Origin of the sequence: Actibacterium lipolyticum (assembly GCF_900184935.1) — a bacterium.
Lineage (GTDB): Bacteria > Pseudomonadota > Alphaproteobacteria > Rhodobacterales > Rhodobacteraceae > Actibacterium_A > Actibacterium_A lipolyticum.
The window spans coordinates 1,591,481-1,605,650 of sequence record NZ_FXYE01000001.1; the positions used below are offsets into that span (position 1 = coordinate 1,591,481).

Genomic DNA, 14,170 nt, shown 5'->3' on the forward strand with positions numbered 1-14,170 from the left:
CTCATGTCTTGGACATAAGGTCAGCGTGGCCGCGTCAGCAGGCCTCAGCAATGCAAAAGGCGACACTTATTGTCGCTAATGGGATGTGAGGTTGCCCCTTCGGCGCAATTCAATACGCCGAAGGGGCAGGTTTTTTAACGTTCGGGGATAAGCCCACGTGGGCTGAACCGCAGAACAACAAGCAGGATGATACCCATGGTCAGCAGGCGCATATGCGCGACACTGTCCAACAGGTGGGCCTTAAGCGCAGAGCCGTCGGCCATCCAAAAGGTGAGGCCTTGCATCAGAAGCGCTCCAAGCGGTTCGACCTGAACCCAAAAGAACCAGATCACGAAGCCGCCCAAGACAGCACCCCAATTGTTGCCCGAACCGCCGACGATCACCATGACCCACACAAGGAAGGTAAAGCGCAGCGGCTGATAGGTACCCGGCGTCAGCTGGCCATCAAGCGTTGTCATCATAGCCCCGGCGATGCCGCAGACGGCAGAGCCAAGAATGAAGATTTGCAGATGGCGCGCCTTAACGTCTTTGCCCATCGCCTCGGCCGCGGTTTCGTTGTCACGAATGGCGCGCATCATCCGGCCCCAAGGCGAATTCAGCGCCTTTTCTGACAGCCAGATCAGGCAAAGCAGAACGATGGTAAACAGAACCGCATAGCAAAGCTTCACAAAGATGGAGGAGGCCGTCATCGGATCCGCACCAAAAGCAGCCGCGCGTTCAACAAAACTTGCGCTGTTTTGCAAGTCAATTTCGTATGGAACGGGGCGGGGCAGGCCGATCACGTTTTTCACGCCTCGGGCAAGCCAGTCCTCGTTCTTTAGAACCGCAATGACGATTTCTGCGATGCCAAGCGTAGCAATCGCAAGATAGTCAGAGCGCAGACCAAGCGCCGTTTTCCCGATAAGCCAAGCAGCACCTGCCGCCAACAACCCGCCAACCGGCCAGCTAAGCAATACAGGAAGGCCAAGCCCGCCAAGAAAACCAGTCGAAGCAGGGTTCACGGCTTCGATCGCCTGAACGGCAGGGTCAAAGACCGCGCGGAAGACGAAGAAACCAACGACCAGCGTCGCCAGCACTGACAGGTTGCGCACGCGGCCCTTGGGCAGGCGGTTCCAAAACCGCACAGCGCCGAAGATAACGCCTACGCCGATGGCCAGGCCCAGGATGACCCGCAAACCACCAGCAGCCCAAGCTTCGCCAACAGGCGGTGCTGATGTAACAACAACACCAAGGCCGCCAAGGGCAACAAAGCCCATGATCCCAACGTTAAACAGCCCGGCATAACCCCACTGCATATTCACGCCCAAAGCCATGATGGCCGAGATCAGACCCATGTTAATAATCGTCAGTGCCGTGTTCCAACTTTGGATGAAACCGGTTGCGACGATCATCGCAGCAACGATTGCGAACAGAATAGCATCACGTTTGGTCATACTGATTTCCCCCGGAACAGTCCGGTTGGCCGGAACAGAAGCACGATGATCAAGATTACGAAGGACACCGCGAACTTATAGTCAGTCGAAAGCAACTGAACGAGGCTGTTAGGTTCCAACCCCTCAGGAGCAAGATAGGTCAGCACCTTTTTCCAAGCGTAGGTTACCGTCACTTCGGAAAAGGCAATGACGAAGCCGCCGACGATTGCGCCCAACGGGTTCCCAAGCCCGCCAACGATTGCCGAAGCAAAGATTGGCAGCAGAAGCTGGAAATAGGTGAACGGCTTAAAGCTTTTGTCCAAGCCATAGAGAACGCCAGCGATCGTGGCCAAGGCCGCAACGATGATCCAAGTGATCGCCACAACGCGGTCTGGGTTGATGCCAGACAGCAGTGCCAGATCTTCGTTATCGGAAAAGGCGCGCATCGATTTGCCGGTCCGGCTGTGGTTCAGGAACCAAAACAAAAGCGCCACAACGACAACGGCAGTCACAATCGTGATCCCTTGGGTCGTCCGAAGGGCCAAGCCTTCGCTAAGGCCGGTCATTGTCTTGAATTCGCGCGCGGTGATGATGAAACGTTCGCCGTCGGCAAAGCGCTGATCGTCTGGCCCGATGATGAAACGGACAAGGCCGTTCATGATGAACATCACACCAATCGAAACGATCACAAGGATCACCGGCGCCGCTTTTTGTTTGCGATAGAACTGATAGACCAGCTTATCGGTTCCCAGGACCAACAGTGCAGTCGCAGCAATGCCAAAGGGCAGGGCAAGCAGTGCTGTGGGAAGAACGCCCAGCGAAATACCGGCGTTTTGGAAGGCCCAAGTCACCAAAACGGTGACCATGGTACCAAACGCCATCGTGTCGCCATGGGCGAAGTTGGAAAACCGCAGGATGCCATAGATCAACGTCACGCCCAACGCCCCAAGCGCAAGCTGCGCGCCGTAAGCGGTGGCCGGGATCAGAACGAAGTTGGAAAGCGCGACAAGCGCATTAAGGAATTCCATCAGTCTGCTCCCTCGCAGGTGCCATGATAGCTGACGTTAACGGGTTCCCCATACCAGCTGTTAGTGGCGTAAAAGGCACTGCCGTCTTCAAATACGCTTAGCAGATGAAGTGTGTCAGCGGTGACGGGGGAAACGAAGGCACGCAATGCAACACTGTCGCCTGCGACAGCGGACATCGATGTGTCGCCTGCCACGCTGCTCAGCGTCCAGCCTGCGCCGTCATCTGCCATTTCAAGATGGAAGGCCGTTTCTTGACAGGCGTCGGTGGCAAAACATTCGGATGTGAACGCGCAGTTCAGCGTTTCGGCAAAGCTGGGCAAGGCCGTGGCCGATAGCAGCACGCCGGTAAGACAAAGGATACGAGTCATGATCAGCCTCCCAAGAACGTGCGGCGGACTTCGGGGTTCGCCAAAAGCGCAGGCCCGGTATCGGTGTATGCGTTGGCCCCCTGAACAAGAACATAGCCAGTGTCCGCGATCTCCAGCGCTTGGCGGGCGTTTTGTTCCACCATCAGGATCGAAATCCCGGTGCGCGCTACTTCGATGATGCGGTCAAACAGTTCGTCCATCACGATGGGCGAAACGCCGGCTGTCGGTTCATCCAGCATCAAAAGCTTGGGCTGGGTCATCAGCGCGCGGCCAACGGCGACCTGCTGGCGTTGCCCGCCAGAAAGTTCGCCTGCGGGCTGACGGCGTTTGTCGCGCAGGATTGGGAACAGATCATAAATCTGTTCCATCGTGTCGCGGATGTCGTCGTTTCGCAGAAAGGCACCCATTTCAAGGTTTTCTTCGACGGTCATCGACGTGAAGATGTTGTTCACCTGCGGCACAAAACCCATACCCTTGGCCACGCGGGCCTGTGGGGACAGGGCGGTGATGTCTTCGCCATCCAACCGAACAGATCCGGTGTGAATGTTAAGCATCCCGAACACGGCCTTCATCGCAGTGGATTTACCTGCGCCGTTCGGGCCGACGATTACCGCGATCTTTCCGCGCTCCACGGCGATCGTACAGCCATGCAGAATATCTGCACCGCCATAGCCGCCGGTCATGTTTTCACCAATCAGGAAGGGTTCAGACATTGGTCTCCTCCTCCTTCTTCTTATTTTTCAAGCCAGTACCGAGGTAAGCTTCAATCACGGCTTCGTTTTCCATGATGTGATCGGCGGACCCTTTGGCCAGCACTTTACCTTCGGCCATAACGATGACTGGATCACAAAGCCGGGCGATGAAATCCATATCGTGTTCGATAAGACAGAACGTATAGCCACGCTCTTTGTTCAGGCGCACGATGGCATCGCCGATTGTGTTCAGCAGGGTGCGGTTCACACCTGCGCCGACCTCATCCAGAAACACGATCTTGGCGTCGACCATCATGGTGCGGCCCAGTTCCAGCAGCTTTTTCTGGCCGCCTGACATGTTCCCGGCTTTTTCATCCGCCAGATGATCGATTGTCAGAAACTCTAACACCTCATCGGCTTTTTTCGCCAGTTCACGCTCTTCTTGGGCGACAGCACCGCGATTGAACCAAGCGCTCATCAGGCCTTCGCCGGATTGATTGCCCGGAACCATCATCAGATTTTCGCGTACGGTCATCGAAGAAAATTCGTGCGCAATCTGGAACGTTCGCAGCAGGCCTTTGTGAAACAGCTCGTGTGGGGGAAGGCCAGTGATGTCCTCTCCCGCCATTGTAACGCGACCCGACGTTGGCTTAAGAACCCCAGCGATCACATTGAAAAGAGTTGATTTTCCGGCGCCGTTAGGGCCGATTAGTCCGGTGATGGACCCTTCGGCAATCTCTATCGAGGCGCCATCGACGGCCCGAAAGCCCCCGAAGTGTTTGTGTATATCCTGGGCGACGATCATACCCTGATACCCCTTTTTGGGTCTTTGAACCCTTGTTGTTTTACGAAACAGCCCGGACGTTTCGCCCGGGCTGCCTGTAGTGTCAAAATGTGAAACTTAGCGGTAACGCGCGGTTTCCATCTTACCGTCTTTGAACTCAATCTCACGATAGCTGCCAGCGGATTCGCCGGGGCCAATTAGTTCAACTGCGGTTGCGCCGACATAGTCGATGTCGCCACCTTCAGCCAAAATCTTGAGCGCTTTTTCAAGCTCACCAGGGAAGATTTCTTCGCCAGGTGCGTTGGCAACATCCATGACTTTGCTCTGATAGTCAGCAGGTTCTGCCGAACCAGCCGCTTGCATCGCCAGCATGATCAGTGCCGCAGCATCATAGCTTTCGCCAACATAGGGGGAGTCGCCTGTGAAGCCAGCCGCTGCAGCCATATCCAGCATCATCGTCGCGCCGTTGCTGTCGGTGCCGGGAACGGTACCGAAGGAGCCATCGATGTCAGAGCCAAAGTTTTCTTCCAGCGCCGCGCCGATCATCCCATCAGGGAAGACAAACGTGTCAAACGCACCGCTATCAAGCGACGCGCGCACAACGCCTGCACCGCCTTGGTCAACATAACCAGCAACAACAAGGGCTTCGCCACCGGCGGATGCCAATGCGCCAACTTCAGCAGAATAGTCAGCTTTGCCGTCTTCGTGCGCAGTGCTTAGGGTAACCGAACCACCAGCAGCTTCGAATGCAGACTGAAAGCTGTCTGCAAGGCCTTTGCCGTAGTCGTTGTTGGTATAGGTCAGAGCAACTTCTTTTACGCCGCGATCCATCAGAACCTGAGTCAGCACTGCACCCTGACGTGCGTCAGAAGGCGATGTGCGGAAGAACAGGCCGTTGTCTTCAGCTGCCGAAAGAGCAGGCGAAGTTGCGGATGGTGAAATCATAACGATGCCGTTTGGCACCGCGACGTTTGCAAGAACTGCACCGGTTACGCCCGAACAGTCAGAGCCCATGATGCCTTTAACGCCGTCAGATGTGATCAGACGCTCAGCGGCGGCGGTAGCCGCAGCAGCGTCAACACATGTGCCATCTGCACGAACTGGCATCACAGTTGAGCCACCCAGAAATGCGCCAGAATCGGACACTTCTTTCATTGCCAATTCGGCACCGCTTGCCATCGACGGCGTCAGCGATTCAATTGGGCCAGTGAAGCCCAACAGAATGCCCAGCTTCACCTCACCAGCGTGAGATGCGGCCATAGCGCCGGATGCAGCAACGGCCGACATTGCAGTGGCCATCAGAAACTTTTTCATTTTTTAACTCCCGTGTTGGAACGTTATTCCACGCTGAAGCGTAGATCGGTGTTTTGGAAAAGGGAAGACCACACAAGCGACCAATGTTGGCGCTTTTGCGACCTTAGTCGTATCAGATGGATAGCCGCGCAGATTGGTTTCCGCGTTCACGATAAGGGGTTGTATTGTAGTGGGCGCGGTAGCATTTCGAGAAATGCGACGGCGATGCGAAACCGCAAGCTAACGCAACGTTAATCACGCTCATATCCGTTTGCATCAGCAGGTTACGCGCTTTTTGAAGCCGCAGTTCCATATAGTATCGCTTGGGCGAACGGTTCAGATATCGCCGGAACAATCGCTCCAACTGGCGCGTGCTCATGCCCACATCACTGGCAAGAACCGACGGCGAAATCGGTTCTTCAAGATTCTGCTCCATCATCTGGATGACTTGGCTAAGTTTCGGATGACGCACACCGATTCTTGTGGGAATCGAAAGCCGCTGACTGTCCTGATCCGTACGGATCGAGGAATAGATCAACTGATCCGCGACGGCATTGGCCAGCTCTTCGCCGTGATCCTCGGCAATCATTTTCAGAATCAAGTCGATGGAAGAGGTCCCGCCAGCTGTCGAAAGTCGGTTTCCATCCATCACGAAGACCGACTTAGTCAGTTCCACATCGTCAAAGGCTTCGGTGAAGCTATCCTGATTCTCCCAGTGAATCGTCGCGCGCTTGCCATCCAGAAGCCCGGCTTTTGCCAGTGAATAAGACGCCGTGCACAGCCCGCCGATGATCAAACCGCGCCGTGCTTCGCGGCGAAGCCAGTTCAAAAGGCGTTTGGTCGTCGCCGCCTGAACGTCCACACCACCACAGACCAACATCACGTCGTCGCGTTTAAGCTCATCCAGATCGATGTCTAACTTGAAGGATGTTCCGTTGGAACTTTCGATGAATTCACCGCCTTCACCGGCAAGCGTCCACCGATAAAGCTCTTTGCCTGACATCCGGTTCGCAATCCGCAACGGCTCAATCGCGCATGCAAAACAGAGCATGGTGAACTGATCCAGCAACACGAAGACAAAGGTCCGGGTGCGGGCCTCTGGATTGTCTATTTCGACCAGGAATTCTGGATTAAGGTGTTCGTCCACGCTGCTCTCCTTGCGGTGTGACATGTTAGCGAAAGCAGGTTTATTCACCGCAATCAAGAGAGGCGGCGTAATTCATTCATAGTCAACAGGTCGCAATTGCCGATTTTACGGTAGCGCCAACAGCCAGCTTTCCCTATAACGACCAGCGCAAAACGCATATTTTTCTGGAGCAAAGACGATGACCAAGTGGCAAAAATCTGACTGGCGCAACAAGCCCCGGGTTCAGATGCCCGAGTATACGGACAAGGAAACGCTGGAGGCCGTGGAGGCTCAGCTCTCCAAGTATCCGCCGCTCGTCTTTGCTGGCGAAGCACGGAACCTGAAGAACAAGCTGGCCGCCGCGTCGCGTGGCGAAGCCTTCCTGTTGCAAGGTGGCGATTGCGCAGAAAGCTTTTCCGAGTTTTCGGCAGATACCATCCGCGACACGTTCAAGGTGTTGCTGCAGATGGCAATCGTGCTGACCTATGGCGCGAAAGTGCCCGTGGTGAAGGTTGGCCGGATGGCGGGGCAGTTCGCAAAACCGCGTTCCGCCGCCACCGAAACGATCAACGGCGTAGAGCTTCCTTCGTACCGTGGTGACATCATCAACGGGTTCGAATTCAACGAAGAATCGCGCGTGCCGGATGCAAACCGGATGCTGCAGGCTTACACCCAAGCGGCGGCTTCGCTGAACCTTCTTCGCGCGTTCTCTAAGGGTGGGTACGCCGATATTCACCACGTTCACAGCTGGACACTTGGCTTCACGGAACGCGAAGAGGCTGAAAAGTACCGCGAAATGGCCAGCCGCATCTCTGACACGCTTGATTTCATGTCGGCGGCAGGGGTGAATGCTGACACCAATTCCAAAATGGCGACGGTCGATTTTTTCACCTCGCACGAGGCGCTTCTTCTGGAATACGAAGAAGCACTGTGCCGGGTTGATAGTACATCGGGTCTGCCGGTGGCTGGCTCTGGCCACATGATCTGGATCGGCGATCGCACGCGTCAGCCTGACGGCGCGCATGTTGAATTTGCACGTGGCGTGCAAAACCCGGTTGGTCTGAAATGCGGCCCATCCATCAGCACGGACGACCTGAAAGTTCTGATCGAAAAGCTGAACCCGTCAAACGAAGCGGGTCGTCTGACCCTGATCGCGCGATTTGGTGCGGGGAATGTCGGTGATCATCTGCCGCGACTCGTTCGTGCGGTAGAAGAGATGGGCGCGAATGTGCTTTGGACGTGCGACCCGATGCACGGCAACACGATCAAATCGGCGACGGGTTACAAAACACGTCCGTTTGATAGCGTCCTGCGCGAAGTTCAGGAATTCTTCTCGGTTCACAAGGCTGAAGGTACTGTCCCGGGTGGCGTACATTTCGAAATGACCGGCAAGGATGTCACCGAATGCACCGGCGGCGTTCGTGCGGTTAGCGAGGAGGATCTTTCCTCGCGCTATCACACAGCTTGTGATCCACGTTTGAACGCCAGCCAAGCGCTGGAGCTTGCGTTCCTCGTTTCCGAGGAACTGAGCGGCATGCGTGCTGAAAAGCGGCGCGCAGTTCTTTAATCGTTTGAACTGACCAATCGAAGGGCCGGGCGTTTTGCGTCTGGCCCTTTTTCATTGCTGCCTTTGGCGTCGAACGAGGCCGCAGTTTCAGCAAACCCTGCGGCGGCCTGGACCGGGGCGCTGACACGGTGCACCTCAATGGGTTTGCTTTGAACGTTGTCGATGACGAACCGACGCGGTGCATTGCCAATCTGCCCCTCGCTGATCAGGCAGCCTAGGGCGCGGTTCACCTCTCCGACTTCGTTGTGTAGCGGCAAAAGAAGCATTCCAGCATCAAGCGCGGGTTTCCCAAGGCCACCTTCGCCAGACAGTGTCAGGCGAATGGTCTGAGGGGTATCGAAAAGGTTTTCGATCTGGTCGCCCAATAGCTCGCGCCCAGAAGGGGCGAACAAAGCCGACAATGGCATGCCGCGCACATCCATCCCCATCAATGCGGTCAGGTGCTGACCAGCAAGACGGAACCGCGCAACGTTGGGGGCGACGCGTTCCAAGACAAATGCAAATTCAAGCGCACGTTCAAGGCCGCGTGGATCAACATCCGACCGCGCTGGCATAGAGCGGCCCGAACGCAACCCTTCCCAGTATGCTTCGACTTCGTTGAGTATCGGAAAACGCATTTTGTCCTGATAGTTAGAAAGAGGCACAACTTTGGCCCCACCTGAAAACATACGCATCATGATAACCCCTTGCCGAACGCGTTGACCCCGGTGCCGTTGTCGCAACGCTTAACAGTATGCTAACGCTATGCAGACACGGTTACCTAAACGTTAATATGGCATGAATGCCGAAGGCTGAGGGGCAAAATAAGTTAAATGGTTAATTCAATGACCGGGTTTGCCGTGGCAACAGGCAGCCAGAAAGCATACCGCTGGACGTGGGAAATACGCAGTGTAAACGCCAAGGGGCTGGATCTTCGGCTTCGGGTTCCCGATTGGATCGGTGGGTTGGAACAGGCCATCCGTGGCGAGCTTCCGAAAACGATCAAGCGCGGCAATGTAAGTATGACACTTCGCGTGATGCGAGAGGCTGGCGCCGAACCGCTAAAGCTGGACCCGCATGTCTTGGACAACACGCTGGCGGCGTTGAAGCGGATCGAAACCGCCGCGTTGGAACACAACCTGCGCATCGCGCCGCCCACATCGGCAGATATTCTGGCGATGAAGGGGGTCCAGTTTGTGGGTTCTAACGACGAAGATACCTCACCGCTTTTGGCGGGGCTGATGGAAGACCTGCCCAATCTGATCGACGCGTTCAACGACATGCGCGCGGGCGAGGGGGCCTCGCTTGGCGCTGTATTGCACGATCAGTTGGGCACGATTGAAACCCTTATCGGTCAGGCGATGGACGAAGCCTTGCACCGGCAGGATCAGATGGCCGACACGCTGCGCTCTAACCTGGCGCGAGTGATGGACCATAGCGAAGGCGCCGATGATGCCCGCGTGGCCCAAGAATTGGCGTTGATCGCGGTAAAAGCCGACATTCGCGAAGAACTGGACCGGCTAGAAGCGCATGTATTGGCCGCGCGCCAGTTGCTTGCCGCAGATGAACCCGTGGGGCGAAAGCTTGATTTCCTGATGCAGGAATTTAACCGCGAGGCGAATACCTTATGCTCCAAATCTCAGTCCACCGCGTTGACCCGGATCGGCCTTGACCTAAAGGCCACGATCGATCAGATGCGCGAGCAAGTTCAAAACGTGGAGTAAAGAATGGCAGATCGGCGCGGGCTTCTTATCATCCTGTCTTCACCGTCTGGCGCAGGGAAGTCGACCTTGGCCAAACGGTTGCGTGAATGGGACCCGTCCATTCGGTTTTCGGTGTCGGCCACAACCCGGACGCCACGCCCCGGCGAGGTCGACGGAAAAGACTATTACTTCATCAGTGAAACCGAATTCAAACGGCAGGTGGCCGAAGGCGAGATGCTGGAACACGCGCATGTTTTCGGTAACTTCTACGGTTCTCCTAAGGGTGCGGTGCAAGAAGCGATTGATGCAGGGCAGGACGTTCTGTTCGACATTGACTGGCAGGGCGCACAGCAAATCCGAAACTCTTCGTTGGGGCAGCACACTCTTTCAATCTTTTTGCTTCCACCGTCGATCACCGAACTTCGCCGTCGCCTGGAAAGCCGGGGGCAAGACAACGAAGACGTCATAACGCGCCGGATGCAGAAAAGCTGGGATGAGATCAGCCACTGGGATGGTTACGACTTCGTTCTGGTGAACGATGATCTTGACCAGACAGAGGTTGATCTGAAAACTGTGATCACGGCGATCCGTCTGCGGCGCTCGCAACAGCCGGACCTTTTGGATCATGTTCGCAAATTGCATGCAGAGTTTGAGGAAAACCAATGACCCTTTACGCGCTGGATGGTATTTCGCCGACCTTGCCCACAGACGGGGATTACTGGATCGCCCCGGATGCGAACCTCATCGGGAAGATCGCCGTCGGAAGCGCGGTTTCGGTCTGGTTTGGATGCACCCTGCGCGGAGATAATGAGCTGATCAGCTTGGGTGACGGCACGAACGTTCAGGAAAACGTTGTGTGTCACACTGACATGGGGTTTCCATTAACCATTGGTAAGAATTGCACAATCGGGCACAAGGCGATGTTGCACGGCTGTACGATTGGCGACGAAACCCTCATTGGGATGGGCGCGACCGTTCTGAATGGTGCCAAAATCGGCAAGAACTGTCTGATTGGCGCTGGCGCATTGATAACCGAGGGCAAGGAAATTCCGGACGGTTCGCTGGTGATGGGCGCGCCGGGTAAGGTGGTTCGCCAGCTAGATCAAGCCGCGATTGCCGGTCTGCGCGCCTCGGCGCTGCACTACCAAGAAAACATGCGCCGTTTTCGACAAGGGTTGGTTCCCCACGCCTAGGCCGAACGATCCTTTATGGCACAACACGCTTGCGCCAATTGGGGGCAAATCTGAAAGTGTTAGATTGGTGTTCGCGTGGCGTCCACGCGGATCAAAGATCAGTGCGTGGCCGGGCTGGCAATGTGCACTTTTACATTCGGGCAGATAGACGCCAGTTCGCGCTTGATCATTTCAGGGCGCGGAAGGCGCGGTGTCACAATCATCAGACGCCCACGATAACCAGCGCGATCTAGTTCGTGTGCCAAGTCCAGCGCGTCAAACTGATCGCTGACCAAGGGGGCTACGATGGTTTCCACCATGGGAACGCGGGTAAGGGCCGCATGTATCAATGCATATGGAAGATATTCAAGCTTTGCGCCTTCGAGAGAGCCGCGATCGTGTGGCACGTCGTCCACCGGCATCCCAACGACCAGCGACAACCGGTCGGTGTTGGATGCAACGCGCAGATGGGGGCGGCACTGGATTTGTTCCATTCTGGACCTCTTCCGAATCAACTTGTTATTGATGGTGCCCTGAAATATTCGATCTTTCCAACCGCTAGATTACGCAACGTCACACCCCTGCGATCAAAAAATGGGCAAAAACACCTTAGAATTAAAGCCTATCTATCGATTGTACCTTTTATGGCAACAAACTGGTTCCTGGCCCACAACCCTTTGAAAGTGCTCAAATGTTACGCAAAATCGGCTCGATCAGGATGAAAAACTTATGAAATCTGAGTTGCTTACGTCCGTTCTGGCGGCGATTCCCCACCCGATGATTTTGATTTCCAAAGACGGTCGGGTCGATGCGATGAACGAAAAAGCGCAGGCCATGTTCGGCCCCGGAGGCATCGGAAGGCACTATGTAACAGTTTTGCGTCAACCTGTCCTTTTAGACTGTGTTGAGGAGACATTGCGCCTGAACCAGCAACGCCGCAGCCGGTTTCTGACGACAGAAATGACCCGCGAAGCGACCTATGACGTGACCACCAGCCCGGTACAGGGCGAAACGGGGCGGGGTCTTTTGGTTTTTTTCGAAGATGTCACGGATCGCGAACAGGCCGAACAAATCCGCCGAGACTTCGTCGCCAACGTCAGCCACGAATTGAAGACTCCGCTTACCGCGCTTCTTGGCTTTATTGAAACGCTGCGCGGCCCGGCACGTAATGACGCCAGCGCGCGTGAACGCTTTTTATCCATCATGGAGCGCGAGGCAGAGCGTATGAACAGGTTGGTCCGGGATCTACTGTCGCTTAGCCGTGTCGAAAGCGAAGAGCGGATGCGGCCAGAAGAACGTGTTGATATTGTTGCTTTGGTCAATTCCTGCGCTTTGACGCTGCGCCCGATGGCGCGTGACAACGGCGTTACAATTAATGTGACAGGCCATACCGCATCAGTTTTTGTTCAAGGCGACTCAGATCAATTGGTTCAGGTGTTTACCAACTTGATCGAAAACGCGGTCAAATACGGTGGGTCCGGTGGAGTTGTCACCGTTGATATCTCCGTCGCGGATCGTGAGCTGGCGTTTCGTGGGCCCGGCGTGAATGTTGCTGTGATCGATCAGGGGGAAGGGCTTGATCCTGTTCATATTCCGCGTCTGACAGAACGCTTTTATCGGGTCGATGGACATCGGTCGCGCGAAATGGGTGGGACGGGTTTGGGACTTGCGATTGTTAAGCACATCGTGAATCGCCATCGCGGTCGGTTTCGGATTGAAAGTGCACCGAGCGAGGGGAGCCGGTTTTCGGTCATGTTGCCTGTCGTCTGAAGTGGTCTTACGCACCGTCAATGACCGCTTGGCGGCATTTGTTTATTACAAATTCCACCACTGTCATAAAACTGTTACGAATGTGTCACAAAAGGATAGCGCGGTGTGACTACCACCCGGCGTGAGGTCGCTCATCCGCGGTGACCACATGCAAGACATCAGGAGCTTTTTATGTCCTTTGTAAAACTGACCGCCTCTACTCTGGCGATCGCCGCCGTATCTGCCACTGCTGCGGCTGCACGTGACAACGTCCAGGTTGCTGGCTCATCGACTGTGCTTCCTTACGCGTCGATCGTTGCCGAAGCCTTTGGCGAAAACTTCGATTTCCCAACACCAGTTGTTGAATCCGGCGGTTCGTCCGCAGGCCTTAAACGCTTCTGTGAAGGTGTCGGCGAAAACACAATCGACGTTGCAAACGCATCGCGCAAAATCAAAGACACCGAAATCGCTGCTTGTGCCGAAGCTGGTGTCACCGACATCGTTGAAGTTCGCATCGGTTATGACGGGATCGTATTTGCATCCGACATCAACGGTAACGGTTTCGAATTCACACCGACACATTGGTACAAAGCCCTGTCCGACAAGATTGTCGTAGATGGTGCCGTTGTTGAAAACACAGCAACCATGTGGAACGAGATTGACCCTGCGCTTCCTGCTCAGGAAATTCAGGCATTCGTACCTGGCACCAAGCACGGTACGCGCGAAGTGTTCGAAGACAAAGTTATCCTGGCTGGCTGTGAAGAAACCGGCGACTTCGAAGTCTTTAAAGCTTCGATGGGTGACGACAAGAAAGCCGCTGAAAAGGCATGTATCGCACTGCGCACAGATGGTCGTTCCGTTGACATCGACGGTGACTACACTGAAACGCTGGCACGTATCGAAGCCAACCGTGACGGCATCGGCGTGTTCGGTCTGGCTTTCTATGAAAACAACACAGACAAGCTGCAAGTTGCGACAATGTCGGGCGTCGTTCCATCGACCGAAAGCATCGCAACCGGTGAATATCCTGTGTCTCGTCCGCTGTACTTCTACATCAAGAAGGCACATATCGGCGTTATCCCGGGCCTGAAAGAATATGCTGAATTCTTCGTCGCTGACGAAATCGCCGGCCCAGACGGCCCGCTGGCAGCATACGGTCTGGTTTCCGATCCAGAACTGGCTGACACACAAGCTGCGGTTGCGGCTGAAAGCACAATGAACTAAGGCAGTATTTCGCCTGAGAGAGCGGCATCATCGCGTGCCGCTCTCACTACCTTTTAGGACCTTTTCACCCTAA

The 14,170-nt window shown here is 55.3% G+C and carries 15 protein-coding genes; 6 read left to right on the plus strand and 9 right to left on the minus strand.

Translation table 11 applies throughout. The features are described 5' to 3' along the window. Positions 1-134: 134 nt before the first annotated feature. The 7 genes from COL8621_RS07840 to COL8621_RS07870 all read right to left on the minus strand — a co-directional run bounded on the left by COL8621_RS07840 (position 135) and on the right by COL8621_RS07870 (position 6,628). Positions 135-1,433 carry a branched-chain amino acid ABC transporter permease gene (locus COL8621_RS07840; RefSeq protein ID WP_093966689.1) on the minus strand — a complete coding sequence of 433 codons (1,299 nt, stop codon included), beginning with the start codon at positions 1,431-1,433 and terminating at the stop codon, positions 135-137. Continuing rightward, positions 1,430-2,440 carry a branched-chain amino acid ABC transporter permease gene (locus COL8621_RS07845; RefSeq protein WP_093966690.1) on the minus strand — a complete coding sequence of 337 codons (1,011 nt, stop codon included), beginning with the start codon at positions 2,438-2,440 and terminating at the stop codon, positions 1,430-1,432. The genes COL8621_RS07840 and COL8621_RS07845 overlap by 4 nt, the downstream gene beginning before the upstream one ends. After that, entirely contained in the window at positions 2,440-2,808 is a 369-nt protein-coding gene (locus tag COL8621_RS07850; RefSeq protein WP_093966691.1) for a hypothetical protein, read from the minus strand. The genes COL8621_RS07845 and COL8621_RS07850 overlap by 1 nt, the downstream gene beginning before the upstream one ends. A 2-nt stretch (positions 2,809-2,810) precedes the next feature. Further along, the gene (locus tag COL8621_RS07855; protein WP_093966692.1) at positions 2,811-3,521 is read right to left on the minus strand and encodes an ABC transporter ATP-binding protein; all 711 of its coding nucleotides are present in this window, start codon (positions 3,519-3,521) and stop codon (positions 2,811-2,813) included. Beyond that, the gene (locus COL8621_RS07860; protein ID WP_093966693.1) at positions 3,514-4,305 is read right to left on the minus strand and encodes an ABC transporter ATP-binding protein; all 792 of its coding nucleotides are present in this window, start codon (positions 4,303-4,305) and stop codon (positions 3,514-3,516) included. Before COL8621_RS07860 ends, COL8621_RS07855 begins: the two co-directional genes overlap by 8 nt. A gap of 96 nt (positions 4,306-4,401) precedes the next feature. After that, positions 4,402-5,598 carry an ABC transporter substrate-binding protein gene (locus tag COL8621_RS07865; RefSeq protein WP_093966694.1) on the minus strand — a complete coding sequence of 399 codons (1,197 nt, stop codon included), beginning with the start codon at positions 5,596-5,598 and terminating at the stop codon, positions 4,402-4,404. A gap of 112 nt (positions 5,599-5,710) precedes the next feature. Continuing rightward, positions 5,711-6,628: a GlxA family transcriptional regulator gene (locus tag COL8621_RS07870; RefSeq protein WP_235823809.1), complete on the minus strand. Its 918-nt coding sequence runs from the start codon at positions 6,626-6,628 to the stop codon at positions 5,711-5,713. A gap of 274 nt (positions 6,629-6,902) precedes the next feature. Between COL8621_RS07870 and COL8621_RS07875 the strand changes: the two genes are divergently transcribed. Continuing rightward, entirely contained in the window at positions 6,903-8,270 is a 1,368-nt protein-coding gene (locus tag COL8621_RS07875; protein ID WP_093966696.1) for a class II 3-deoxy-7-phosphoheptulonate synthase, read from the plus strand. Here COL8621_RS07875 and COL8621_RS07880 read toward each other — a convergent pair. Continuing rightward, the gene (locus COL8621_RS07880; protein WP_093966697.1) at positions 8,267-8,947 is read right to left on the minus strand and encodes a PAS domain-containing protein; all 681 of its coding nucleotides are present in this window, start codon (positions 8,945-8,947) and stop codon (positions 8,267-8,269) included. The two genes, COL8621_RS07875 and COL8621_RS07880, sit on opposite strands and share 4 nt — an antisense overlap. Before the next feature lie 135 nt (positions 8,948-9,082). Between COL8621_RS07880 and COL8621_RS07885 the strand changes: the two genes are divergently transcribed. Genes COL8621_RS07885 through COL8621_RS07895 form a run of 3 tightly spaced genes read left to right on the plus strand, consistent with a single transcriptional unit; the run spans position 9,083 to position 11,145 of the window. Continuing rightward, positions 9,083-9,973, plus strand: a complete 891-nt coding sequence (locus COL8621_RS07885; protein WP_093966698.1) for a YicC/YloC family endoribonuclease — start codon at positions 9,083-9,085, stop codon at positions 9,971-9,973. A gap of 3 nt (positions 9,974-9,976) precedes the next feature. After that, the gene (gene gmk / locus COL8621_RS07890) at positions 9,977-10,618 is read left to right on the plus strand and encodes a guanylate kinase (protein WP_093966699.1); all 642 of its coding nucleotides are present in this window, start codon (positions 9,977-9,979) and stop codon (positions 10,616-10,618) included. After that, complete coding sequence (locus tag COL8621_RS07895) at positions 10,615-11,145, plus strand: gamma carbonic anhydrase family protein (protein ID WP_093966700.1); 531 nt, start codon at positions 10,615-10,617, stop codon at positions 11,143-11,145. Before gmk ends, COL8621_RS07895 begins: the two co-directional genes overlap by 4 nt. Before the next feature lie 98 nt (positions 11,146-11,243). Here the strand turns inward: COL8621_RS07895 and COL8621_RS07900 are convergent, their stop codons facing one another. Further along, positions 11,244-11,618: a hypothetical protein gene (locus tag COL8621_RS07900; RefSeq protein WP_093966701.1), complete on the minus strand. Its 375-nt coding sequence runs from the start codon at positions 11,616-11,618 to the stop codon at positions 11,244-11,246. 235 nt (positions 11,619-11,853) lie between these two features. On the opposite strand from COL8621_RS07900, the gene COL8621_RS07905 reads away from it, so the two are divergent. Then, on the plus strand, positions 11,854-12,894 hold the full coding sequence (locus tag COL8621_RS07905) for an ATP-binding protein (RefSeq protein WP_093966702.1): 1,041 nt from the start codon (positions 11,854-11,856) through the stop codon (positions 12,892-12,894). A gap of 171 nt (positions 12,895-13,065) precedes the next feature. Beyond that, on the plus strand, positions 13,066-14,097 hold the full coding sequence (locus tag COL8621_RS07910; protein ID WP_093966703.1) for a substrate-binding domain-containing protein: 1,032 nt from the start codon (positions 13,066-13,068) through the stop codon (positions 14,095-14,097). The last annotated feature ends 73 nt before the right edge of the window (positions 14,098-14,170 follow it).